This window comes from Actinoplanes octamycinicus (genome assembly GCF_014205225.1).
GTDB lineage: Bacteria > Actinomycetota > Actinomycetes > Mycobacteriales > Micromonosporaceae > Actinoplanes > Actinoplanes octamycinicus.
The window spans coordinates 195,107-217,197 of sequence record NZ_JACHNB010000001.1 but is presented as its reverse complement, the minus strand read 5'-3'; the positions used below and the strand labels follow the sequence as shown (position 1 = coordinate 217,197).

Below are 22,091 nucleotides of genomic sequence, written 5' to 3'. Positions count from 1 at the left end.
GCCGTGATCGCTCAGATCGGCCGGGCCGCGGCCGATCGTCCCGCCCGTGCGCAGAGAGTGGCTGTCGTTGCCGACCCGGACCGTGGACCGGACCCGGCTGGCCGCGACCGGCATCGGCAGCCTCGCCATGCTCATGCAGTTGGGCCAGCTCGGCAACGCGCTGCGCTCGGCGGAGTTCACCCGGCTCGCCGGGGCCGCGCTCATCCTGCTGGTGGTCCTGACCGTGCGGGCGCAGCATCGCGGGCGGACCTCGTGGTGGACCGTGCCGGTGATCCCGGTGCTGGTCGCGGTGGCCGCCGCCGGCTTGCGGGATCCGCTGGCCGGCACCTCGCTCGCCATCGCCACCCTGATCGTCTGTTCGCTCTACGACACCACCCGGCGCTGGCTCGCCCGGGTGGCCGGCGCGCTGGTCGCGATGCCGGCCGCGGTGGCCGTCTCGCCGGACGTGGTCAGCCAGGCCGCCTCGTGGCATTCCGCCACGGTGCTCGGCCTGCTCCCGCAGATTCTGCTGATGGGCGTCCTGACCCGGGCGTTCTATGCGGGCCTGATCCGCCAGGAGCGGGCCGGCGCGCGGGACGCGGCGCTGGTCCGGGCCGGCCGGGAGCTGCTCGCGGCGACCGGCGGCGAGCAGATCCGGCAGGCCGGCGAGGGCACCGCCGAGGAGTTGGTCCGGCTGCATCCCGGCGTGGCGTTGCTGATCGTGTACCGGGACGCGGACGGGCTGACGATCGGGTTCCCGGCGGGCGCGCCGGCCGAGCTCACCGGGCAGCGCCTGACCGGCCCGGTGCCGGATCCGGCCGAGCTGGCCGAGCTGGCGCCGGGCTTCCCGGACTGGCAGGTCGACCCGCTCGGCGCGGAGCCGGAGACCGCGCCGGTGCTGATGGCGGTCGGCGGCCGGCGGCGGGTCCCGGCCGACCTGGTGGACGCCTTCCGCAGCCTGTCCTACCAGGTGATGCTCGCCGACGAGGCGAACCGGGCGCGGGCCGAGCTGGACCACCGCGCGCACCACGACCACCTGACCGGCCTGCCGAACCGGGCGAAGTTCCTGCGCGCGGCCGGCGCCGCGGTGGCCGGCAGCGGCCCGGTCGCGCTGCTCACCATCGACCTGGACGGCTTCAAGCGGATCAACGACGAGCACGGGCACGCGGCCGGTGACGAACTGCTGGTCGCGGTGGCCGGGCGGATCGCCGCGGCGGCCGGCGAGCGGGGTCTCGCGGCCCGGTTCGGCGGCGACGAGTTCGCGCTGCTGCTGACCGGGTTCGCGGCCGAGGCGGAGGTGTCCGAGCTGGCCCGCGGGCTCTGCGCCGACCTGGGTGTGCCGGTCGGGCTGGCCACCGGCCCGGTGCGGGTCGGGGCCAGCGTCGGCGTCGCGCTGGCCGAGCCCGGCATCTCGGTCACCGACCTGATGCGCCACGCCGACCTGGCGATGTACGCGGCCAAGGCGGGCGGCAAGAACCGGGTGGTCCGCTACGGCGTCACCGAGCCGATCGCTGTCTGATCCACTCCGCGGCGGCCTCCGCGCCGGTCACCGTCGCGGCCGCCGGCACGGGCGGCCGATCCACCAGCAGCACCGGTACGCCCAGCTCCCGGGCGGCGACCAGTTTCGCGTCCGAGCCGCCGCTGTCCTTGCTGACCAGCACGTCGATCCGGTGCCGGGTGAGCAGCTCGCGCTCGCCGGCGACGGTGAACGGCCCGCGGTCGAGCAGCACCTCCAGCCGCCGCGGCACGGGTGGCGCGGGCGGCTCCACCGAGCGGGCCAGGAACCAGCACTCGTCCAGCCCGGCGAACGCCCCGATGCCCTGCCGCCCGGTGGTCAGGAAGACCCGCCGGCCGAGCCCGGGCAGCACCGCGGCCGCCTCGGCCAGCGACGCGACCCGGTGCCACACATCGCCCGGCGACGCGGTCCAGCCCGGCCTTCGCAAGATCATTACCGGTACGCCGGCCGCCGCCCCGGCGGCCACCGCGTGCCCGGTCATCGTGGCCGCGAACGGGTGCGTCGCGTCGACCAGCACCTCGATCCGCCGCTCGGCCAGGTAGCCGGCCAGCCCGTCCGCCCCACCGAACCCGCCCACTCGGACCTCGCCGGCCGGCCGCCGCGGCGCGCTGGTCCGCCCGGCCAGCGAGGTGATCACCTGGTGCTCGCCGGCGAGCAGCCCGGCCAGCTCACGGGCCTCGGTGGTGCCGCCGAGGATCAGGACCCTCACGAGCGGCAGCGGTCCGCGGAGTAGAGGTGGCTGTCCGGGAACTGGCCGGCGGTCAGCGCGGCGCCCACCACGATCACCGCGGTCCGCTTGATCCCGGCCTCCTTGACCCGGGCCGCGATGTCGGCGAGCGTGCCCCGGACCACCAGCTCGTCCGGCCGGCTGGCCCGGGCCACCACGGCGACCGGGCAGTCCGCGCCGTAGTTGCCGGTCAGCTCGGCGACCACCGCGTCGATCCGCTGCACGGCCAGGTGCAGCACCATGGTGGCCCGGCTGCGGCCCAGGGTGGCCAGGTCCTCGCCGGGCGGCATCGCGGTGGCCCGTTCCGCGGTGCGGGTCAGGATCACCGTCTGGGCCACCTCCGGCACGGTGAACTCGCGGCCCAGCGTGGCGGCCGCCGCGGCGAAGGCCGGGACGCCGGGCGTCACGTCGTACGGCACCCCGGCCGCGTCCAGGCGGCGCATCTGCTCGGCGACCGCGCTGAACACCGACGGGTCGCCGGAGTGCAGCCGGGCCACGTCCTCGCCCCGCCCGGTGGCCGCCACCATCTCGGCGATGATCTCGTCGAGGGTCAGGTTCGCGGTGTCCACCAGCCGGGCGCCGGGCGGGCAGGCGGCGAGCAGCTCGGCCGGGACCAGGCTGCCGGCGTAGAGGCAGACCGGGGCCGCGCCGAGCAGCCGGTGGCCGCGCAGCGTGATCAGGTCGGCGGCGCCGGGACCGGCGCCGATGAAATGTACGGTCATCGGGTTACCGCCCAGATCGTCACCGGCATGAAGGACCGCCAGCCGGTGAAACCACCCACCGGCGAGCCGCGCTGCACCGTCAGGCGGGTCAGCTCGCCGCCCATCTTCGCGTACGCCGCGGCCAGCACCGCCTCCGACTCCACGGTCACCGCGTTGGCCACCAGCCGGCCGCCCGGGCGCAGCGCGGCGAGACAGCGGTCCAGCACGCCGTCCCGGGTCAGCCCACCGCCGATGAAGATGGTGTCCGGGGGGTCCAGGCCGTCCAGCGCGTCCGGGGCCCGGCCGTGCACGACGCGCAGGCCGGGCACGCCCAGCGCGGCGGCGTTCGCGGTGATCGTGGCGACCCGGCCGGCGTCCGACTCGATCGCGACCGCCCGGCAGTCCGGGTGGCTGCGCAGCCACTCGATGCCGATGCTGCCGGACCCGGCCCCGACGTCCCAGAGCAGCGCGCCCGGCGCCGGGGCCAGCGCGGCCAGCGTCACCGCGCGGACCTCACGCTTGGTGAGCTGGCCGTCCGACTCGTAGGCGTCGTCGGGCAGACCGGGGACCAGCGCGACCGGCGGGCCGTCGCCGCACTCGACGGCGATCACGTTGAGCGGGTCGCCGGGCGGCATCGCCCAGTCGCCGGCCGCGCCCGCGACCCGGCGCTCGCCGGGGCCGCCGAGCTGCTCCAGGACGGTGAGCCGGGCCTCCGGATAACCCCGGGAGGTGAGGTAGGCGGCGACGGCGGCCGGGGTGTCCGCGCCGGCGGCGAGGACCAGCACGCGGCGGCCCGGGTTCAGCACCCGGCCCAGGGTCGCGACCGGGGCGGTGACCAGGCTCACCACGTCGGTCCGGGCCAGGTCCCAGCCGAGCCGGGCGGCGGCCAGCGACACCGACGACGGGTGCGGCAGGACCCGCAGCCGGTCCGGGCCGAGGATCCGGGACAGGGTCGCGCCGATGCCGTGGAACATCGGGTCGCCGCTGGCCAGCACGCAGACCCGGCGGTCCCGCTCCGCCTCGAACAGGCCGGCCAGCGCCGGGAGCATCGGGGACGGCCAGGGCCGCCGGTCGCCGGTCACCCCGGCGGGCAGCAGATCGAGCTGCCGGGGACCACCGAAGATCACTTCAGCGTCGGCCAGCAGTGCTCGGGCCGTACCGGAAAGCTCGTCGAACCCGCCGGCGCCGATCCCGACAACCGTGACCACCGCGGGGTTCTCATGACGCACCCGGAGAACCTATCCGGTCCCGGGATCCGGAATTTTCCGGTCCGGGGTTGAGCCATCCGCAAGCCACGTGCGTACGCATTCCTGACGGCTCCGAAAGGCGGGCGCCGTGGGACGACTGGGGTGAGGACGATGGCCATACCGGCCTTCCAGGACCAGCGTGAGTTGCCGGACGACGACGACGGCTACTTCGCCGGCCTGCGCGCGGATCCGCGCGACTCCTGGGACTCCTTCGCCGGCCCCGCCGACCGGCCGGCCTGGAACGGCCCGTCGCACGCCGCCGCGCCGCCCTCCTGGGACGCGCTGCCGGAGTGGCCGGACCAGGAGCCCGGCCCGCTCTCCACGCCGGCCGACCCCTACCGGCGCGACGCCATCGTGGTCGAGTCGAACACCTCGCCGACCGGCTGGAAGGCCGGCACCGGCTTCCCGATGCCGGAGGACGACCGGCCGCCGGCCGAGGCGACCTCGGGCAACCGGCTGTTCACCGTGATGCTGTTCTTCTCCGGGCTGGCCACCAGCGTCGCGCTCTGGCTCTTCGACACCCAGGCCGGCGCGGTCAACGACACCGCCACGATGATGCTGGCGGCCGGCCGGGTCACCGGACTGGTCGGCGGCTACCTGCTCTTCATCCAGCTGCTGATGATGAGCCGGGTGTCCTGGCTGGAGGAGTGGGTCGGCTCCCGGGACCTGCTCCGCTGGCACCGCTGGCTGGGCACCTCGCTGCTGGTCGCGGTGCTCGCGCACATCGTCACGATCGTCTACGGCTACGCGCTGCTGGCCCAGACCACCGTGGTCGACCAGGCGTGGAGCGTGATCACCACGTTCCCCGAGATGATCAGCGCGACGGTCGCCACCGGCCTGCTGGTGCTGCTCTCCTTCACCTCGATCCGCTGGCTGCGCACCCACCTGCCGTACGAGCTCTGGCACCTGATCCACCTCACCGGCTACCTGGTCCTGCTGCTCGGTTACGGCCACCAGGTCGCCACCGGCGCGGACCTGAGCGGCCGGTTCGCCTCCTACTTCTGGCCCGGCCTGGGCGCCCTGGTGCTGGCCGCGCTGGTCTGGGGCCGGGTCGTCGAGCCGGTCTGGCTGAACGCCCGGCACCGGTTCAGCGTGGCCGAGGTGGTCGCCGAGGGCGCCAACACGTTCTCCATCTACATCGCCGCGAAGAACCTGGACAAGCTGCCCGCGCAGGCCGGCCAGTTCATGCGCTGGCGGTTCCTGAACGCCAACGGCTGGTGGCAGTCGCACCCGTTCTCGCTCTCCGCCGCGCCGAACGAGCAGTGGCTGCGGCTGACCGTGACGGTGGCCGGCGGGCACACCGCCAAGCTGGGCGACCTGCGGCCGGGCACGCCGGTCTGGGCGGAGGGGCCGTTCGGCACGTTCACCGCCCAGCGGCGGACCCGGCGGCGGGCGCTGCTGATCGCCGGCGGCAGCGGCATCGCGCCGATCCGGGCGCTGCTCGAGGACATGCCGCCGGACACCATCGTGATCTACCGGGCCAGCCGGCCGGACGAGCTGGTGTTCCGCGCCGAGCTGGAGGAGCTGGCCGAGCAGCGGGACGCCTGGGTGCGCTACATCGTCGGGTCCCGGACCGACCCGGGGCCGCGGCGGCTGTTCACCGAGGCCGGGCTGCGCGGCCTGGTGCCCGACGTGAACCGGCGCGACGTCTACCTGTGCGGGCCGCCCGGGCTGGTCGGCGCGGCGGTCGCCACGCTCAAGCAGCTCGAGGTCCCGGACAGCCAGCTCCACCTCGACCCGTTCGAATTCTGATCCCCGACGTCTTGGAGTCCCGCCATGCGCCGTAGTACCGCAGCAGCCGTCGGCACCCTCACCGGCGCGGCCCTGATCCTCGGGGTCCGCCTGAGCGTGCAGCCCGCGGCGGCCCCGGTGGAGGCCGCGCCGGCCGCCCAGGAGGTGACCGAGGAGCCGGCGCCCGCTGACGCGCCGTCGAAGAAGCCGGCCGACAAGCCGTCCGACAAGAAGAAGAAGACGGCCGAGCCGGAGGAGGACGAGGGCGGCCTCAAGTCCGGCACCTACAAGGGCAAGGCCGCGCAGAATCCGTACGGCACCGTCCAGGTCACCATCAAGGTGAGCGGCGGGAAGATCTCCAGCGCGAACGCGACGTACCCGAAGGCCGGCTACAGCGGCACGATCAACCCGGACGCGGTGTCCAAGCTCAACCAGGCGACCCTCAAGGCACAGAGCGCGGACGTCGACACGGTCTCCGGCGCCACCCTCACCAGCGGGTCGTACAAGACCTCCCTGCAGGCTGCCCTGGACGCCGCCGGGGCGTAACGTCGATCAGCGTGCGCCACGTCGAACACGTCATGGGAACGGTCGTCAGCATCGACATCGCCGACGACCTGCCCGCCGAGCGGCTGCGTGAGCTGATCGCCGGGACCTGCGACTGGCTGCACGAGGTGGACGCGCGGTTCAGCACGTACAAGGAGGACAGCGAGGTCAGCCGGCTGCGCCGCGGCGAGCTGACCCCGGCCGCCGGCTCCGCCGACCTGCGCCTGGTCCTGGACCGCTGCGCCGACCTGTGGCGGGAGACCGACGGCTGGTTCGACGCGTACGCCGGCGGCCCGCTCGACCCGTCCGGCTACGTGAAGGGCTGGTCCGTCGAGGTCGCCTCGGCCCGGCTGGCCGAGGCCGGCTCCACCCGGCACCACATCAACGCCGGCGGCGACATCCGGATGCGCGGCAGCGCCCCGGACGGCGGCCCGTGGCGGGTCGGCATCCGGCACCCCTGGCAGGCCGACAAGCTCGCCTGGGTGCTCGCCGTCCGGGAGGGCGCGGTGGCCACCTCCGGCACCTACGAGCGCGGCGCGCACGTCTGGAACCCGCGCACCGGCCGGCCGGCCACCGGGCTGTGCTCGGTCACCGTGACCGGCCCGGACCTGGCGGTCGCCGACGCCTACGCCACCGCCGCCCTGGCGATGGGCGAGGCCGGGCTGTCCTGGCTGGCCGGGCGGGTCGCCGAGGGATACGAGTCGGCGGCGGTGACCGAGGACGGCCGGGCCTTCACCTCGCCCGGGCTGCCGGTCGCGAGCTAGAAATCGGCGAACAGGTACGGGATCCGCCGCGGGAAGAGCGTGTCCAGCGCGGGTTCGAGCTCGCCCAGCCCCCGGGTGAACACCTCGGTGGCATCCAGCACCCCGTAGACCAGCGCGCTGAACCCGGCCGCGGTCAGCGTCACCGACGGCGTGCCGCCCGGCTTCACGGTCAGCCGCCCGTCGTCCGCGCCCAGCTGCCACACCCCGCCGGTCAGCTCGTCGCCGGTCACCGCCACGGTCACCGAGCCGCTGCCCACCTCGCTGCCGGCCAGCGCCGGCACGTCCAGCACCCGGACCATCGGCGCGTTCCGCCGCGGGTTCTCCACCGTCCCGGTGACCGTCACGGTCATGTCGGTGCCCCACAGCTCGGGCAGCTCGTCCGCCCCGGTCAGCAGCTCGATCGTGGCCACCTGGTCGACGTGCCGGGCCAGGAACTGCAGCAGCAGCGCCCGGCCGAGCGGGCCGGTGCTGAACAGGTTCGACGCGATCAGGTCACCGCCGTGCTGGTCGATCCGGTACCGCAGGCCGCCGACCACCTCGCCGCCGGCCCGGGCCAGCGCGATCCAGACCGGCTCCTGGCGGAGCACCCCGGTGCGCTTCTCGTCGAAGACGGCGAACCCGTGCCGCTCGCCCAGCAGGCGGTGGACCAGGGCGTCATAGTCGTCGAACGCCTCCGCGCCGGACCACCGCCGCACCTCCCCGGGCAGGTCCCGCCGCAGCAGGTCGCCGAGGCTGGCCGGGGTGAACCGGGCCACCCGCACCCGGGGGATCCCGACATAGCCGAACCGGGCGTAGAAACTGGGCCGGAACGGGTAGAGCGCGCTGACCGCGGCGCCCTCCTCGCGGACCTGCCGGAGCAGCCGCTCCAGCAGCTGCCGGATCACCCCCTGCCGGCGCGCCTCCGGCCGCGAGGTGACCGACGCGATCCCGGCCATCTCCAGCACCCGGCCGCGCACGTTCTGCCGCATCGGCAGCGAGGCGGCGCAGGCCAGCGTGTCGCCGTCAGCCTCGGCGACCAGCATCGTGGTGGTCTCGAAGAACGGCGCGTTGGCCCGGTGCTTCGCCTCCTCGTCGGCGCTCGTGGTCGGGGAGGGGAGCCACGCGTAGGCCTGGAGCGGGAACATCGTCGCGGTCCGCTCGGCGGCGCTGATCTGCCGGATCTGCATGCCTCCCATCCAATCGGACCCGCGCCGGGCCGCGCGCCCCCATTTCCCGGCCCCCCGCCGCTCCTGTCGCCGGTCACGTTCGCGCTGCTCACGACACGCCGGGGGACCCCGGTTTGGCGAAGGCCCAGGTGACCGGCTATGGTTTTGTCCGTCGCCAGGGAGACCGGGCGGCGACGCGGAAGTGGCGCAGTGGTAGCGCATCACCTTGCCAAGGTGAGGGTCGCGGGTTCGAATCCCGTCTTCCGCTCGGAGAGGCCTTCACAGGTAACCGTGCGGGGCCGACTCGGTGGAGTGGCCGAGAGGCGAGGCAACGGCCTGCAAAGCCGTGTACACGGGTTCAAATCCCGTCTCCACCTCGCTAATGCGGGGCGATTGGCGCAGCGGGAGCGCGCTTCCTTGACACGGAAGAGGTCACTGGTTCGATCCCAGTATCGCCCACGAGCTAACAGCGCCCTCTGTCCGCGAAAAGCGCGGACCGGGGGCGCTCGTCATTTCTACTCCGGGGGCCGTTCTGATCGCCGCCGGGTCCGCCGCTGGTTTTCCCTCACTCGGGCTGCGCCCTCGATCTTCTGGTCACGGTCCGCGGCCGCTGATTTCCGGTACGCCGTAAGCCGGCCGAAAGTGATGACGTCAGCGCGCCGGTGCAGCCCGTAGGCTCGCGCGATGGATGACGGTGAGCCGGGTGCGGTTCCGCGGGCCGGCATGGTGATCAGCGTGCGCAGCCGCGAGGACGTGGTGGTCGTCGACCCGGAACGGTTCCTGGCGGCGGCGCGCCGGGCCCATCTCGCCGACCATCCGGACGCGGACCCGGCCGACATCGCGGACGTCTACGACGCGGTGCACGCGCTGCTCGACCGCTACGGCTCGCTGGGCTCCGACCACCCGGAGGTCGCCGGCGGAGCGACCACCCGGCGACAGATGTCCGGCGGCGTCGGCTGGCTGCCCGGCGACCGCGTGCCGGACCGCCCCGACGGCCTCTCCCCAGCCGGCACGATCAGCGAGATCAACCTCGACGTCACCACCCCGCTCCAGGACCACGGCTGCTTCCTGCCAGAAGATCAGGGGGCGTGATGGCGGGTCTGCTCGTTCTGGGCCCGGGAGCCGACTGGGTGGTCAGTGGCGGGCTGTTCGACTGGGTGCTGGAGTTTCTGCGGGCGCGGATCTCGGCGCCGGAGGCCAAGGCTCACCTTCGGGAGATTGTCGACAACAACCTGGGGTCGTTCTGGCTCGCCGAGTTGTCGCCGGCGGCGCGGGACGAGGCGATGGAACTGTTGCGCCACGAGCTTGTCGAGGCCGGGCGACAGGAACTGCCGGACGGTGACGGGAAGGCTGACGTGATCCGGCGCCTGCAGGAGCTTGCTGATCTGGCGGGGTCATCCCGCCGCTGCTGATCGTTCTCGGCCACGAGCGGTGTGGCGCGGCCGAGGTCACGGTCGGTGCGATCGCCATCGGCGCATGGCGCCCGCTACGACCTGGACAGCGGCAAGGTCACCGTGCTCGGCTGGGCACTGTCGCGCGAACGGGCCGGTCCATCATGGACCGGCCCGTTCGCGTTGCCGGGGGCACGAAAGGCGGGACCGGAGGACGTTGCCGGGGCGCGAAAGGCGGGGACCGGAGGACGGTGGCGGCGACGGAAAACAGGGTTCGGAGGACGGTGACGGCGACGGAAAACCGAGTCCGCGGCACGGTCGCGGCTGCGAAAAGCGGGGGCCGGAGCGTGACCGCGGGCACGCTTTGGCGGTTATCAAAGCAAGACGCCGGTCACTGTCGAACCTGTGAGGTACTACCGCAACCCGGGCGATAGCCAGCCCGACAATCAGGCGGGTACGGTACAGACTCCGTGACCGGTGATCTTCTTCCGTTTCGATAGGACAGAAGGCTGAATGGGGAGCAATCGATGCCCGAGGCGCGCCGCTGGTTGAGCTGGCTGCGACGACGTGGCCCCGAGCCGGTCCAGCCCCCGGCCGTACCGAAAGATGATCTGGCCTTGCCGAGCGATCCGTGGCGCCCGGTCGCCGGCGAGTTCGCGCTCCGCCTGCTCACCCTTTCGTGGGAGGCGGTTCATCACATCGGGGAAGCCGAATTCCGCGAGCAGGATCCGGAACGGCGCAAGATCCTGTTCCGGATCGACCACTCGGTCACCCGGGTCCGCCGGCTCGCGGAGAACCTGCGGGTGCTCACCGGCGAGCCGCTGGACGACCCGGATCCGCAGATCACCTCGCTGCACGACGTGGCGCACGCGGCCGGCGCCGCGGTCGAGCACTACGAGCGGCTGCACTTCGGCCCGATGGTGGATCTCGCGGTGGCCGCGTCCGCCGCCGACGACGTGATCCGGATCCTCACCGAGCTGATCGACAACGCCGACCGGTACTCGCCGCCCACCGAGGCGGTCACCATCGCCGCGCACCTGACCGGCGACGGCGACGTGGTGATCCGGGTCGAGGACAGCGGGATCGGCCTCAACCCGGCGCATCTGCCGTGGCTGGAGCGGCTGCTGTCCGGCCCGGACGGCCCGGCCCCCGACGAGCTGCGCCCGGCCCACCTGGGTCTCTCGGTGGCCGCCGTGCTCACCCACCGGCACCCGTCGCTGCGGGTCCGGCTGGTGCCGCGCCAGCCGCGCGGCACCGTCGCGATGCTGCTGATCGGCGCCGACCTGCTCTGCGAGACGCCGCAGGTGGTGCCGGAGCCGGTCCCGGCCCCGACGCCGAACCATCAGAACGACGTGACCATGGTGCTCCCGGTGCAGCGGCCGGGCCAGCGGGCGGCCCCGAAACCGATGCCGCGCCGGGTCCCGGCCAGTGTCCGCGGCACCGAGCCCCCGCCGCCGCCGGCCACCACCGAGGTGCACCGGACCGCGTGGCAGGACGACGCCGCGGACTTCAACGCGGGCGTCGACGCCGCCCGTGCACGAGCCCCCCAGAAACAGAAGGACCCTGATGACCGACTACCGCAACCCTGACGGCCAACCGGACGTCTCCTGGCTGATCGGGCAACTCGTCCGCGACGTGCCGACCATCACCGCGGTCGTCCTGGTCTCCGCGGACGGCCTGCAGCTGGCCTCCTCCGGCCACCTCAGCCGGGAGCACGCGGAGAGCGTGGCCGCCCTGGCCGCCGGTTTCCTCGGCATCACCGGCCAGCTCGGCGGCCTGCTGCAGCTCGGCGCCCCGGAGAACCTGAGCATCCGCTATCCGCACGGCCACCTGGCCTTCCTGCGGATCGACGACCAGGCCGGCGAGTTCGTCGCCGCGCTGCTGGTGGCGGCCCAGCCGCAGACCCAGATCGGCCACCTCGGCTACGCCATGACCACCTTCAGCCAGGCGGTCGGGCACGCGCTCACCCCGGAGACCCGGCAGACGCTGCACCAGGGCACCCTGCCGGCCCCGGCCCGCTGATCGGAGGTCCGGTATGGCCCGAAGGCCGGGGCTGCACTGGAAGGTGCGCCCGTACATGACCGCGAAGGGGCGGACCGGCGGCCGCAACCCGTTGCTGATCCACACGCTGGTGTCCACCGGCAACCGGTACGACCCGGTGCTCGCCGCCAGCCTGGCGCCGGCCTCCCGGTCGCTCTACGAGCAGGCCCGCCGGATGTGCTCGGTGGCCGAGCTGTCGGCGGCCTGCGGGCTGCCGCTCGGCCTGACCCGGTTGCTGATCAACGACCTGCTCAGAATCGGCCAGCTCGTCGTGCACGAGTCCCGGCCGTCACAAGATCTGGCACTCCTGGAGAGACTTCGTGCAGGCCTACTCCGACTCACTTAGCAGCGCCAAGATCGTCATCGCCGGTGGCTTCGGGGTCGGCAAGACCACCGCGGTGGAGGCCATCTCGGAGATCCCGGCGATCCGCACCGAGTCCTGGATGACCGCGGCGGCCGCCCAGATCGACCGGCTCGACCCGGGCATCGACAAGGTCACCACCACGGTGGCGATGGACTTCGGCCGGGTCACCATCGACGACTCGCTGGTGCTCTATCTGTTCGGCACCCCCGGCCAGCCGCGCTTCTGGCCGATGTGGGACGACCTGGTCCGGGGCGCGGTCGGCGCGCTGGTCCTGGTCGACACCAACCACCTGGAGAGTTCGTTCGCCGCGGTCAATTATTTCGAGAATGATGCGGAGGTGCCCTGGATCGTCTGCGTCAACCTGTTCCACGGTGTGCGGACCCACGACCTGGCCGAGGTTCGTGAGGCGCTCACGCTGCCCGCGCACGTTCCGTTGATCGCCGGTGACATCCGCGACCCCCGCGACGTCGCCCACGCCCTGCTGGCCGTCGTGGACCACGCGACGGCACAGGCCATCGGTTAACAGCACCACTGGAGGCACCCCCCATGCGCAAGATCCTGATCGTCGGAGCCGGCCAGGCCGGTCTCCAGCTCGCTCTCAGCCTGCGGGCCGAGGGCTACGAGGTGACCCTGATGTCGGCGCGCACGCCGGAGGAGATCCGCTCCGGCTGGCCCACCTCGACCCAGGCCATGTTCGAGCTGGCGCTGGACACCGAGCGGGCCTACCAGCTGAACCACTGGGAGGAGGTCACCCCGCCGATCCACGGTCTGCGGGTGCAGCTGGCCGCGCCGCCCGGGAACCTGGCGCTGGCGTTCAACGCGCCGTTCCAGCGCCCGGCCCAGTCCACCGACCAGCGGATCAAGATGGCCCGCTGGCTGGAGGACGCCGAGGAGCGCGGCGTCGAGGTGATCTACAACGCGGCCACCACCCAGGACCTGGACGCGATCACCCAGCTCGGCCGGTACGACCTGACCGTGGTCGCGGCCGGCAAGGGCGACCTGGTGGCGATGTTCGACCGGGACCCGAGCCGGTCGCCGTACTCGGAGCCGCAGCGCGGGCTGGCGGTGGCCTACGTGCACGGCCTGGCACCGGACCCGCGGTGGCCGGACCCGCACGTCGGCTTCCACGCGGTGCCCGGCCTCGGCGAGCTGTTCGTGATCCCCGGCCTGACCCACTCCGGCCCGTGCGACATCCTGTTCTGGGAGGCGGTGCCGGGCGGCCCGCTGGACCGCTGGGCCGGGCACCCGGGCCGGATGGACCCGGCGCAGCACCTGGCGATCACCCTGGAGCTGATCCGGGAGAACCTGCCCTGGGTCGCCGAGCGCGCGACGAACGTGCAGCTCACCGACGCCAAGGCGACCCTGCACGGCCGGTACACGCCGACCGTCCGGCGCCCGGTCGCGCACCTGCCCGGCGGGGGCAAGGTGCTCGGGCTGGCCGACGTGGTGATCGCCAACGACCCGATCACCGGCCAGGGCAGCAACACCGCCGCCAAGGCCGCCGACCACTACCTGCGGGCCATCCTGGCGCACGGCGAGCAGCCGTTCGACGAGCAGTGGATGACCGAGACCTTCGAAGGGTTCTGGACCGCGCACGGCGCCGCGGTCACCGGCTGGACCAACGCGATGCTGCAGCCGCTCCCGCCGCACGTCCAGCAGCTGCTCGGCGCCGCCTCGCAGAACGACCGGATCGCCGCCCGCTTCGCGGCCGGCTTCGTCGACCCGAACGACTTCCTGAACTGGTTCGTCGACCCGGAGAAGGCCACCGCCTATCTCGCGGAGGTCGGCGCGGCCGGTTAGACCGGTTTCCGGTACGACGTGAGGCGCGCCCGCCGCGGGCGCGCCTCATCGTGCTCAGGCGCCGCCGCTCCCGGCGGAATACTGGCGGGTGGTGCCCTGGTCCTGGAGGAGGGTGCCGGCCGGCAGCGTGGCGTCGTCGGGCTGGTTCATCGGGGCTTCTCAGCTCGAGCGGACCAGGTGTCACCGTCCGACTCATGTGGACTCGGTCCCCGCCGCAGGCCCCGGCTGTCAGATCCGGCAGGGCGGCGGTATACCCGCTTTGTGAGGAGATGGCCGATCTTGCGTACCGGAAACCATTAGGGGACTCACGGGGAATTCTTAGAAATCGCTTGTAGCGTCAAGAAATGCTGAGTGTGGCGGTCGTGCCGTGATGACCGTGCTCCGGCCGGACGGTTCCGATCCCCCGGAGCCGGCCGTGGAGGAGCCTACCCCGAGCCGTCTGAGCAGCCTGAACACCCCGGTGCGCCGCCGCCGGGCACTGATCGCCCTGGTCGCCGTCTGGGCCGTGGTGATCACCTGGGTGGCGTTCACCCGGGGCGGGGACAGCGGCGCCGAGCCGCGAGCCGCCGCCACGCCGGCGCCGTCCGCGTCGCCCGGCCCGCTCACCGTCGCCGAGGTCTACCAGACCCTGCTGCCCTCGGTGGTGCTGATCCAGACCACCGGCCACGACGCGAAGCAGGCGGCCGAGTCGGCCACCGGCACCGGCGTGATCGCGAACGCCGACGGCACCGTGCTGACCGCCTTCCACGTGGTCGACGGCGCCGAGACGATCAAACTGACCTACACCGACGGCACCACCACGACCGCCCGGGTCGCCACCCGGAACCCGGCGCAGGACATCGCCACGCTGACCCCGGCCAGACTGCCCGAGACGCTGGTCCCGGCGGTGCTCGGCGGCGGCGTCGAGGTGGGCGACGCGGTGGTGGCGATCGGCAACCCGCTCGGCCTGACCGGGTCCACCAGCAGCGGCGTGGTCTCCGGGCTGGACCGCAAGCTGACCCGCGACAAGCAGGACGACATCGCCGGGCTGATCCAGTTCGACGCCGCGGTCAACCCGGGCAGCTCCGGCGGTCCGCTGGTCAACGACCAGGGTCAGGTGGTCGGCATCGTGGTGGCCCTGGCCAACCCGACCGACGCCGGCACCTTCATCGGCATCGGGTTCGCCGTGCCGATCGGCGCCGCCCTGGGCGGCGGCGACAACGGCCCCGGCCGGGCACCACCGCTGTGACGGCACGACAGGCACCACCGAACCGAGGGACGGATTGATGAGCTGGACCGACGCCCCGCCGGCCTCCGCCGGACCGATCGAGAAGGTGCTCTACGAGGTCAAGAAGACCATCGTGGGCCAGGACATCCTGCTCGAGCGCCTGGTCGTGGCGCTGCTCGCCCGCGGCCACATCCTGGTCGAGGGCGTCCCCGGCCTGGCCAAGACGCTCGCCGTGAAATCGCTGGCCACCGCGATCGGCGGGGACTTCCACCGGGTCCAGTTCACCCCCGACCTGGTCCCGGCGGACATCGTCGGCACCCGGATCTACCACCAGCCCACCGGCGAGTTCCAGGTGCAGCTCGGCCCGGTCTTCACCAACCTGCTGCTGGCCGACGAGATCAACCGGGCGCCGGCCAAGGTGCAGAGCGCGCTGCTGGAGACGATGCAGGAGCGGCAGGTCACGATCGGCCGGGAGACCCACAAGCTGCCCGACCCGTTCCTGGTCATGGCCACCCAGAACCCGATCGAGAACGAGGGCGTCTATCCGCTGCCGGAGGCCCAGGTCGACCGGTTCATGATGAAGGTGGTGATCGGCTACCCGAGCCCGACCGAGGAGTTCGTGGTGGTCGAGCGGGCGCTCACCCCGCCCGGCGCGATCCAGCGGATCATCGACCCGGACACCCTGGTCGGTCTGCAGCAGGCCGCCGACCAGGTCTACGTCGACCCGTCCCTGATCGACTACGCGGTGCAGCTGGCCAACGCCTCCCGTGACCCGGCCCGGGTCGGCCTCAGCGATCTGGCCCGCTACGTGACCTTCGGCGCCAGCCCGCGCTCGTCGATCAGCCTGGTGCTCGCCGCCCGCGCCCTGGCCTACATCCGCGGCCGGGAATATGTGATCCCGGAGGACCTCTCCGACCTGGCGCTGGACGTGATGCGGCACCGGATGGTGCTCTCCTACGAGGCGCTCTCCGACGACGTCACCGCCGACGTGATCCTCGCCAAGATTTTGGCGAATCTGCCGTTCCCGGAGCCCGCCGGCCGGGGCCGCTGACCCCGATGAGCGAGCTTGCGAGCGAATCCATGGGCACAGGTGTCAGCTCGTCGCGACGCCGGAGCGGAGCGGAGGCGGCGCGATGAGCAGCCCTCCGGAGCGGCTGCTGCGGCGCCTGGAGTGGCGGCTCGGCCGCCGCCTCGACGGGCGGCTGCAGGGCGCCTACCGCACGGTCTGGCACGGCACCGGGATCGACTTCACCGACCTGCGCGCCTACACGCCGGAGGACGACGTCCGGCACATCGACTGGAACGTCACCGCGCGGCTGGACGAGCCGTTCGTCCGGCAGTACACCGAGGACCGCGAGCTGACCGCCTGGCTGGTGGTGGACAAGTCCGCCTCGATGCGGTTCGGCGGGCACGAGGGCAAGGACTCGGTCGCCACCGAGCTGGCGGTCAGCCTGGCCCGGCTGGTGTCGCAGGGCGGCAACCGGGTGGGCGCGATCCTCTTCGACAACGCGGTGCAGCGGGTCATCCCGCCGCGCACCGGCCGCGACCAGATCCTGCGGATCGCCCAGGAGCTGCTGAAACCGTCCCCGGTGGCGCGGCGCCCGAAACGCTCCCCGGAGCCGGCCGCCACCACCGACCTGACCGCGATGCTGAACCTGGCGGCGAAGACCACCGCCACCCGGCGCAGCCTGATCTTCCTGATGTCCGACTTCATCGGCGACCCGGGCTGGGACCGCCCGCTCGGCGTGCTCACCCACCGGCACGAGGTGGTGGTCATCCGGGTCGTCGACCCGGCCGAGCTGGACCTGCCCGACCTGGGCCTGATCCTGGTGGAGGACGCCGAGACCGGCGAGCAGTTGCTGGTCGACACCAGCGATCCGCTGCTGCGCGACCGGCTGGCCGGTCAGGTCGACGCCCGCGAGGCCGAGCTGGCCGGCGCCATGCGCCGGGCCGGGGTGGCCGCCCACCGGATCACCACCGACCAGGACCTGCTCTCCGCCCTGGTGCAGATGGTGCGGACCGCCGGGCAGGTGCGCCGATGAGCTTCCTCCACCCGTTCGTCCTGGTGATCGCGGTGCTGGTGACCGGCGGCGCGATCGCGGCCTACGTCGCGCTGCAACGCCGCCGCTCCGCGGCGCTCCGATCGGCCGGTTTCGGCACGCTGGCGGGCGGGGGCCTGCGGCGCCATCTGCCGTACGCGTTGCTGCTCGCCGCCCTGCCGATCCTCCTGGTCGGACTGGCCCGGCCGCAGGCCGAGGTCGCCGTGCCGCGGGTCTCCGGCACCGTGCTGCTGGCCTTCGACATCTCGAACAGCATGGCCGCCACCGACGTCGCCCCGACCCGGCTGGCCGCCGCGCAGGCGGCCGCCACCCGGTTCGTCGAGGACCAGCCGGACAGCGTCGACGTCGGGGTACTGGTCTTCGGTGACACCGCGCTGCTCACCCAGGCCCCGACCGACGACCACGCCGCCGCGGCCGCCGCCATCGGCCGGGTCCGGCCCAGCGGCGGCACCTCGCTCGGCCAGGCCATCCTGGTCGCGCTCGGCACCATCACCGGCCGGCCGATCAGCCTCCCGGCGGACGGCTCGGCGCCGGACACCAGCGCGCTCGGCTACTGGCCGTCGGCGACCATCGTGGTCTTCTCCGACGGCGAGAACACCGGCGGGCCGGACGTCGAGGCGGCCGCCGAGCTGGCCGCCGCGGCCGGGGTGCGGATCCAGACGGTCGGTGTCGGCACCGCCCGGGGCGCGCCGGTCGAGGTCGACGGCTACCAGCTGAACACCGCGCTGGACGAGAGCACGCTGACCGCGGTCGCCCAGGTCACCGGCGGCTCCTACCACGCGGCCGGCGACCCGGACACGCTCAACGACACCACCGCGTCGATCGACCTGCGCCTGACCACGAAGAAGGAGCCGCTGGAGCTGACCGCGCCGTTCGCCGGGGCCGCGCTGCTGCTGCTCGCGCTCGGCGGCCTGCTCGGCTCCCGCTGGCACGGAAGGATCGTGTGATGTCGTTCCACTGGCCGTGGGCGCTGGCCGCGGTGCTGGTCGTCCCGCTGCTGCTCGCCGCCCGCTGGTGGCTGAACCGGCGCCGGAAGCGGACCGCGGTGACGGTCTCCAGCGTGGCGCTGATCCGGGCGGCGCTGCCCGGCCGGTCCGCCTGGCGCCGCCGGGTCCCGGTCCTGCTCTTCCTGGCCGGTCTGCTGGCCCTGGCCGGCGCCGTGGCCCGGCCGCAGGCCCGGCTCGCGGTGCCCGCCAACAACACCTCGATCCTGCTGGCCATCGACGTCTCCGGCTCGATGTGCAGCACCGACGTGACGCCGAACCGGCTGGCCGCGGCGACCGACGCGGCCCGCGAGTTCGTCAGGTCGCAGGGCGACGGCACCAAGATCGGCCTGGTCGCCTTCTCCGGCATCGCCGGGCTGCTGGTCACCCCGACCACCGACAAGGACCAGCTGATCGACGCGATCGACACCTTGAAGACGGCCCGCGGCACCGCGATCGGCCAGGCCATCCTCACCTCGATCGACGCGATCGCGGAGATGAACCCGGACGTCCCGGCCACCGGGGTCGACCTGGGCGACGCCGCGCCGGCGCCGGGCGGCTCGGCCCCGCCGGGCGACTACCAGCCGGACACCATCGTGGTGCTCACCGACGGCTCGAACACCACCGGCGTAGACCCGGTGACCGCGGCCGAGCAGGCCGCGGCCCGCCGGGTGCGGGTCTTCACGATCGGCTTCGGCACCACCGAGCCGTCCCCGATGGTCTGCACCCCCGATCAGGTCAGCGGCGACGGCTTCACCGGTGGCGGCGGGTTCCCGGGCGGTGGCGGCTTCCCCGGTGGCGGCCGCGGCCGGGTCCAGGAGATCGACGAGGACGCGCTGACCCAGGTGGCCGACCTGACCGGCGGCCGCTACTTCCAGGCCCAGGACGCCGACGAGCTGAACGGCGTGCTCGGCGACCTGCCCAAGGAGATCGGCCTGCACCAGCAGAACGTCGAGATCAGCTTCTGGTTCGTGCTGGCCGGCGCGCTGCTGGTGACCACCGGCGCCGGGCTCTCGCTGTGGTGGAACCGCGGCCCGGTCCCGGCCCGCCGGCGGTCCCCGGGCGGGTCCGGTTGAGCCGCGCGGGTCGCCGGCCGGGATCCCGGGCATGCTGCTCGCCGACGCCTTCCTTGATCAACTGAACGGTGGCAAGGTGCGGCCGGGCGCCCGGTTCGGTCCGTCCCGGCGGCTCGACCCGGGCGGACGTTCCACCGACGCGGACCGATCGAACGGATGGCCCCTCGCGATCCGTACTCATGCGAGATTGGCGCGCGTGTTCGAGGAGGCCCCGATGATGGAAGAAGCATTTCTGGCGTACACCGCCGGCCACGCCGACGGCTCGGCCGGCCGACGTGACGCGCAGCTCGCCGACGACCCGGAGACCGGTTCGGACTACCGGATCGGTGTGGTGGACGGCAGCGTGGCGGCGTTCCAGGCCGAGCTGGTCGCCGAGGTGCGCCGCCTCCTGGGGGACGCCCACTGAGCCGGAGCGTGGATCGCCTGTCGGATCACCGACCCGAGGGACCACCCGCGGCCCGCGGCTGACCAGGCTTGACGGTGACGCTCGGCGGCGCTGCCCGGGGGTGATCCGATGGCCGGTGAGTTCGTGGTGCGCGGGCGGATCCTGCTGCCGCCCGGCGAGCGGCCGGCCCACGCGGCCCGGGTGATCACCCGGGCCGAGGACACGCTCCGGGCCGACGCGCCCGCGGTGCTGGTCGCCGAGGCGGTCCGCGAGTCGGTGCCACTGCCCGGCGGGGACGGCGCCGTGCCGTTCGAGATCCGGCTGCCCGCCGAGGCCGCCGGACGCTGCACGCTGCGCTTCCACGTGGACGTGACCGGGTCGGGCCGGGTCACCGCCGGTGACTTCGTGTCCACCCGGGCGTACCCGGTCTCCGGCTTCTCCAGCGGTCTCGAGGTGCCGGTGCGCCGCGTCGAGTGACGGGGTCATCTCTGAACCATTCGCACGGACGCGAAGGAGGACACGCGATGACACAGGTGGCTGAGCCCGGTCCATGGCGTAGCCGGGGCGAGTTCCGGGGCGGCGAGCGCGGCACCGCCATGATCTCCGGGGTCACGTTCCGCCCGAAACCGGTGGTCTTCAGCGAGATCAACGGACTGGCGATCTTCGAGGGGGACATCGCCCTCGGCACCGTCGAGCGCCTGGAACAGCAGCTCGCCGAGGCGCGGGAACAGGCCGTGGCCGGGGACATCGCCTCGGCGGTGGGGATCAGCGGGACGCGGTTCCGCTGGCCGAACGCGCTCATCCCGTACGAAATAGATCCGTCTCTGCCGAATCAGCGGCGGGTGACCGACGCGATCGCGCACTGGGAGGCGAACACCCGGATCCGATTCGTCGCCCGGACCCCGGCCAACGCCGGGCAGTTCCCCGACTTCGTGCGGTTCAGCGACGCCGGCGGCTGCTGGTCCTTCGTCGGCATGCAGGGCACCGGCGCGCAGACGATCAGCCTGGGCGGCGGCTGCTCGACCGGGAACGCGATCCACGAGATCGGGCACGCCATCGGGCTGTGGCACGAGCAGAGCCGCGAGGACCGGGACATGTTCGTCCGGATCAACTGGGCCAACATCCAGCCCGGGATGGAGCACAACTTCGACCAGCACGTCACCGACGGGGACGACCTGGGCGGGTACGACTACGGCTCGATCATGCACTACCCGCGGACCGCGTTCAGCGCCAACGGGCAGGACACCATCGTGCCGCTGCGGCCGGACGCGCCGATCGGCCAGCGCGTCCGGCTCTCCCCGGGCGACGTCGCCGGGGTGCACCAGATGTACGCGGCGATCCTCGGCAACGGCTGGGCCGGCGGCTGGAGCGAGCTGTACAGCGAGAACGACCAGCTCGGCTCGCTCGACGTGGCGGCCAACGCGGACGGCCGGCTGGAGGTCTTCGGGATCGGCGCCGACGAGCGGATCTGGCACACCTGGCAGACCCGGCCCGGCGGCGGCTGGACCGGCGGGTGGGCCGAGCTCTACGGCGACCCGGACCGCCTGGTGACCCTGCGGGCCGCGCGGAACGCGGACGGCCGCCTGGAGGTCTTCGGGATCAACAGCGAGGGCCGGATCTGGCACACCGCGCAGAACGCCCCGAACGGCGCCTGGGCCGGGGGCTGGGCCGAGCTCTACAGCGAGACCGACCGGCTGGCCGGCCTCGACGTGATCGCCAACCAGGACGGCCGGCTGGAGGTCTTCGGGGTCAACAGCGAGGGCCGGATCTGGCACACCTGGCAGGGCAAGCCCGGCGACGGCTGGGCGGAGCTGTTCAGCCCGGTCGACCGGCTCAGCACGCTGCGCGCGGCCCGCAACGCGGACGGCCGGCTGGAGGTCTTCGGGATCAACGGCGAGGGCCGGATCTGGCACACCTGGCAGGTCCAGCCCGGCGGCGGCTGGGTGGACGGCTGGTCCGAGCTGCACAGCGAGATCGACCGGCTGGCCATGCTCGATGTGACGGCCAACGCGGACGGCCGGCTGGAGGTCTTCGGCGTCAACGGCGAGGGCCGGATCTGGCACACCTGGCAGACCTCGCCCGGCGGCGCCTGGAACGGCGGCTGGGCCGAGCTCTACCGGGAGGCGGACCGGCTGCGCACGCTGCGCGCCGCCCGGAACCGGGACGGCCGGATCGAACTCTTCGGGATCGACGCCGCGGGGCGGGTCCAGCACACCTGGCAGATCCGCCCGGACACCACCTGGATCGGCGCGTGGCGGGAGCTGCACGCCGAGAGCGACGTCCTCACCACCCTGGCCGTGCATCCCGGCGCGGACGGCCGGCTGGAGCTCTTCGGGCTGGGGGAGAAGGGCCGGATCTGGCACACGTGGCAGCTCTGACCTGCGCTTTCCGCGCTTCGTCGCGGTGGCCGAGCCCCGAATCGGGACCCGCTT

23 protein-coding genes and 3 tRNA genes are annotated in these 22,091 nt (G+C 73.3%); 22 read left to right on the top strand and 4 right to left on the bottom strand.

Annotation, left to right across the window (positions count from 1 at the left end):
- Positions 1–46 precede the first annotated feature (46 nt).
- On the top strand, positions 47–1,498 hold the full coding sequence (locus BJY16_RS48235; protein WP_185037231.1) for a GGDEF domain-containing protein: 1,452 nt from the start codon (positions 47–49) through the stop codon (positions 1,496–1,498).
- On the opposite strand, the gene BJY16_RS00890 is transcribed toward BJY16_RS48235, so the two are convergent.
- From BJY16_RS00890 to cbiE, 3 genes are read right to left on the bottom strand one after another with little or no spacing between them, the layout of a single operon-like run.
- Positions 1,476–2,204 carry a cobalt-precorrin-6A reductase gene (locus BJY16_RS00890; RefSeq protein WP_185037230.1) on the bottom strand — a complete coding sequence of 243 codons (729 nt, stop codon included), beginning with the start codon at positions 2,202–2,204 and terminating at the stop codon, positions 1,476–1,478. The genes BJY16_RS48235 and BJY16_RS00890 overlap by 23 nt on opposite strands.
- A complete protein-coding gene (cobM, locus tag BJY16_RS00885; protein WP_185037229.1) occupies positions 2,201–2,944 on the bottom strand; it encodes a precorrin-4 C(11)-methyltransferase in 744 nt (247 codons plus the stop codon). The genes BJY16_RS00890 and cobM overlap by 4 nt, the downstream gene beginning before the upstream one ends.
- On the bottom strand, positions 2,941–4,152 hold the full coding sequence (gene cbiE / locus BJY16_RS00880) for a precorrin-6y C5,15-methyltransferase (decarboxylating) subunit CbiE (protein WP_185037228.1): 1,212 nt from the start codon (positions 4,150–4,152) through the stop codon (positions 2,941–2,943). The genes cobM and cbiE overlap by 4 nt, the downstream gene beginning before the upstream one ends.
- 129 nt (positions 4,153–4,281) lie before the next feature.
- On the opposite strand from cbiE, the gene BJY16_RS00875 reads away from it, so the two are divergent.
- Genes BJY16_RS00875 through BJY16_RS00865 form a run of 3 tightly spaced genes read left to right on the top strand, consistent with a single transcriptional unit; the run spans position 4,282 to position 7,208 of the window.
- Complete coding sequence (locus tag BJY16_RS00875; RefSeq protein WP_185037227.1) at positions 4,282–5,922, top strand: ferredoxin reductase family protein; 1,641 nt, start codon at positions 4,282–4,284, stop codon at positions 5,920–5,922.
- A 24-nt stretch (positions 5,923–5,946) separates the two neighbouring features.
- Positions 5,947–6,447 (top strand): FMN-binding protein, encoded by a 501-nt coding sequence (locus tag BJY16_RS00870; protein WP_185037226.1) that lies wholly within the window; start codon positions 5,947–5,949, stop codon positions 6,445–6,447.
- A 32-nt stretch (positions 6,448–6,479) separates the two neighbouring features.
- On the top strand, positions 6,480–7,208 hold the full coding sequence (locus tag BJY16_RS00865; RefSeq protein ID WP_185046202.1) for an FAD:protein FMN transferase: 729 nt from the start codon (positions 6,480–6,482) through the stop codon (positions 7,206–7,208).
- Here BJY16_RS00865 and BJY16_RS00860 read toward each other — a convergent pair.
- A complete protein-coding gene (locus BJY16_RS00860; protein WP_185037225.1) occupies positions 7,205–8,374 on the bottom strand; it encodes a GNAT family N-acetyltransferase in 1,170 nt (389 codons plus the stop codon). The genes BJY16_RS00865 and BJY16_RS00860 overlap by 4 nt on opposite strands.
- A 175-nt stretch (positions 8,375–8,549) precedes the next feature.
- Here BJY16_RS00860 and BJY16_RS00855 point away from each other — a divergent pair.
- From BJY16_RS00855 to legP, 18 genes are all read left to right on the top strand, one after another.
- Positions 8,550–8,621 (top strand) — tRNA-Gly (locus BJY16_RS00855).
- A gap of 38 nt (positions 8,622–8,659) precedes the next feature.
- Positions 8,660–8,730: transfer RNA gene (locus BJY16_RS00850), tRNA-Cys, on the top strand.
- A gap of 10 nt (positions 8,731–8,740) precedes the next feature.
- Positions 8,741–8,812, top strand: a tRNA-Val gene (locus tag BJY16_RS00845).
- Positions 8,813–9,037: 225 nt separating this feature from the next.
- Positions 9,038–9,445, top strand: a complete 408-nt coding sequence (locus BJY16_RS00840; protein WP_185037224.1) for a hypothetical protein — start codon at positions 9,038–9,040, stop codon at positions 9,443–9,445.
- Positions 9,445–9,765, top strand: a complete 321-nt coding sequence (locus BJY16_RS00835; RefSeq protein ID WP_185037223.1) for a hypothetical protein — start codon at positions 9,445–9,447, stop codon at positions 9,763–9,765. Before BJY16_RS00840 ends, BJY16_RS00835 begins: the two co-directional genes overlap by 1 nt.
- Before the next feature lie 506 nt (positions 9,766–10,271).
- Positions 10,272–11,333 (top strand): sensor histidine kinase, encoded by a 1,062-nt coding sequence (locus BJY16_RS00830; protein WP_185037222.1) that lies wholly within the window; start codon positions 10,272–10,274, stop codon positions 11,331–11,333.
- Positions 11,311–11,766, top strand: a complete 456-nt coding sequence (locus tag BJY16_RS00825; protein WP_185037221.1) for a roadblock/LC7 domain-containing protein — start codon at positions 11,311–11,313, stop codon at positions 11,764–11,766. Before BJY16_RS00830 ends, BJY16_RS00825 begins: the two co-directional genes overlap by 23 nt.
- 55 nt (positions 11,767–11,821) lie before the next feature.
- Positions 11,822–12,130: a DUF742 domain-containing protein gene (locus BJY16_RS00820; RefSeq protein ID WP_185037220.1), complete on the top strand. Its 309-nt coding sequence runs from the start codon at positions 11,822–11,824 to the stop codon at positions 12,128–12,130.
- Entirely contained in the window at positions 12,105–12,671 is a 567-nt protein-coding gene (locus tag BJY16_RS00815; RefSeq protein WP_185037219.1) for a GTP-binding protein, read from the top strand. The genes BJY16_RS00820 and BJY16_RS00815 overlap by 26 nt, the downstream gene beginning before the upstream one ends.
- Positions 12,672–12,694: 23 nt before the next feature.
- Entirely contained in the window at positions 12,695–13,948 is a 1,254-nt protein-coding gene (locus BJY16_RS00810; protein WP_185037218.1) for a styrene monooxygenase/indole monooxygenase family protein, read from the top strand.
- A 370-nt stretch (positions 13,949–14,318) separates the two neighbouring features.
- Positions 14,319–15,176, top strand: coding sequence for a S1C family serine protease (locus BJY16_RS00805; protein ID WP_185037217.1), 858 nt, complete (start codon positions 14,319–14,321; stop codon positions 15,174–15,176).
- Between the two features lie 37 nt (positions 15,177–15,213).
- Complete coding sequence (locus BJY16_RS00800) at positions 15,214–16,206, top strand: AAA family ATPase (RefSeq protein WP_185037216.1); 993 nt, start codon at positions 15,214–15,216, stop codon at positions 16,204–16,206.
- Between the two features lie 82 nt (positions 16,207–16,288).
- Complete coding sequence (locus BJY16_RS00795) at positions 16,289–17,197, top strand: DUF58 domain-containing protein (RefSeq protein WP_185037215.1); 909 nt, start codon at positions 16,289–16,291, stop codon at positions 17,195–17,197.
- The gene (locus BJY16_RS00790) at positions 17,194–18,162 is read left to right on the top strand and encodes a VWA domain-containing protein (protein WP_185037214.1); all 969 of its coding nucleotides are present in this window, start codon (positions 17,194–17,196) and stop codon (positions 18,160–18,162) included. Before BJY16_RS00795 ends, BJY16_RS00790 begins: the two co-directional genes overlap by 4 nt.
- Positions 18,162–19,274 (top strand): VWA domain-containing protein, encoded by a 1,113-nt coding sequence (locus BJY16_RS00785; protein WP_185037213.1) that lies wholly within the window; start codon positions 18,162–18,164, stop codon positions 19,272–19,274. Before BJY16_RS00790 ends, BJY16_RS00785 begins: the two co-directional genes overlap by 1 nt.
- 31 nt (positions 19,275–19,305) lie before the next feature.
- Entirely contained in the window at positions 19,306–19,680 is a 375-nt protein-coding gene (locus BJY16_RS46800) for a hypothetical protein (protein ID WP_239177665.1), read from the top strand.
- 108 nt (positions 19,681–19,788) lie between these two features.
- Complete coding sequence (locus tag BJY16_RS00775; protein ID WP_185037212.1) at positions 19,789–20,136, top strand: hypothetical protein; 348 nt, start codon at positions 19,789–19,791, stop codon at positions 20,134–20,136.
- A 47-nt stretch (positions 20,137–20,183) separates the two neighbouring features.
- A complete protein-coding gene (gene legP, locus BJY16_RS00770) occupies positions 20,184–22,037 on the top strand; it encodes a Dot/Icm T4SS effector Zinc-dependent metalloprotease LegP (RefSeq protein WP_185037211.1) in 1,854 nt (617 codons plus the stop codon).
- Positions 22,038–22,091 lie beyond the last annotated feature (54 nt).

Bases quoted from the DNA above. Each gene is read 5' to 3' on its own strand.
- cobM (WP_185037229.1), bottom strand. From the start codon at position 2,944: ATGACCGTACATTTCATCGGCGCCGGTCCCGGCGCCGCCGACCTGATC.
- BJY16_RS00875 (WP_185037227.1), top strand. From the start codon at position 4,282: ATGGCCATACCGGCCTTCCAGGACCAGCGTGAGTTGCCGGACGACGAC.
- BJY16_RS00835 (WP_185037223.1), top strand. From the start codon at position 9,445: ATGGCGGGTCTGCTCGTTCTGGGCCCGGGAGCCGACTGGGTGGTCAGT.
- BJY16_RS00830 (WP_185037222.1), top strand. From the start codon at position 10,272: ATGCCCGAGGCGCGCCGCTGGTTGAGCTGGCTGCGACGACGTGGCCCC.
- BJY16_RS00860 (WP_185037225.1), bottom strand. From the start codon at position 8,374: ATGCAGATCCGGCAGATCAGCGCCGCCGAGCGGACCGCGACGATGTTC.
- BJY16_RS00870 (WP_185037226.1), top strand. From the start codon at position 5,947: ATGCGCCGTAGTACCGCAGCAGCCGTCGGCACCCTCACCGGCGCGGCC.
- BJY16_RS00820 (WP_185037220.1), top strand. From the start codon at position 11,822: ATGACCGCGAAGGGGCGGACCGGCGGCCGCAACCCGTTGCTGATCCAC.
- BJY16_RS00785 (WP_185037213.1), top strand. From the start codon at position 18,162: ATGTCGTTCCACTGGCCGTGGGCGCTGGCCGCGGTGCTGGTCGTCCCG.
- BJY16_RS00775 (WP_185037212.1), top strand. From the start codon at position 19,789: ATGGCCGGTGAGTTCGTGGTGCGCGGGCGGATCCTGCTGCCGCCCGGC.
- BJY16_RS00865 (WP_185046202.1), top strand. From the start codon at position 6,480: ATGGGAACGGTCGTCAGCATCGACATCGCCGACGACCTGCCCGCCGAG.
- BJY16_RS00805 (WP_185037217.1), top strand. From the start codon at position 14,319: ATGACCGTGCTCCGGCCGGACGGTTCCGATCCCCCGGAGCCGGCCGTG.
- BJY16_RS00825 (WP_185037221.1), top strand. From the start codon at position 11,311: ATGACCGACTACCGCAACCCTGACGGCCAACCGGACGTCTCCTGGCTG.
- BJY16_RS00790 (WP_185037214.1), top strand. From the start codon at position 17,194: ATGAGCTTCCTCCACCCGTTCGTCCTGGTGATCGCGGTGCTGGTGACC.
- BJY16_RS00800 (WP_185037216.1), top strand. From the start codon at position 15,214: ATGAGCTGGACCGACGCCCCGCCGGCCTCCGCCGGACCGATCGAGAAG.
- BJY16_RS00810 (WP_185037218.1), top strand. From the start codon at position 12,695: ATGCGCAAGATCCTGATCGTCGGAGCCGGCCAGGCCGGTCTCCAGCTC.
- legP (WP_185037211.1), top strand. From the start codon at position 20,184: ATGACACAGGTGGCTGAGCCCGGTCCATGGCGTAGCCGGGGCGAGTTC.
- BJY16_RS00840 (WP_185037224.1), top strand. From the start codon at position 9,038: ATGGATGACGGTGAGCCGGGTGCGGTTCCGCGGGCCGGCATGGTGATC.
- BJY16_RS46800 (WP_239177665.1), top strand. From the start codon at position 19,306: ATGCTGCTCGCCGACGCCTTCCTTGATCAACTGAACGGTGGCAAGGTG.
- BJY16_RS00795 (WP_185037215.1), top strand. From the start codon at position 16,289: ATGAGCAGCCCTCCGGAGCGGCTGCTGCGGCGCCTGGAGTGGCGGCTC.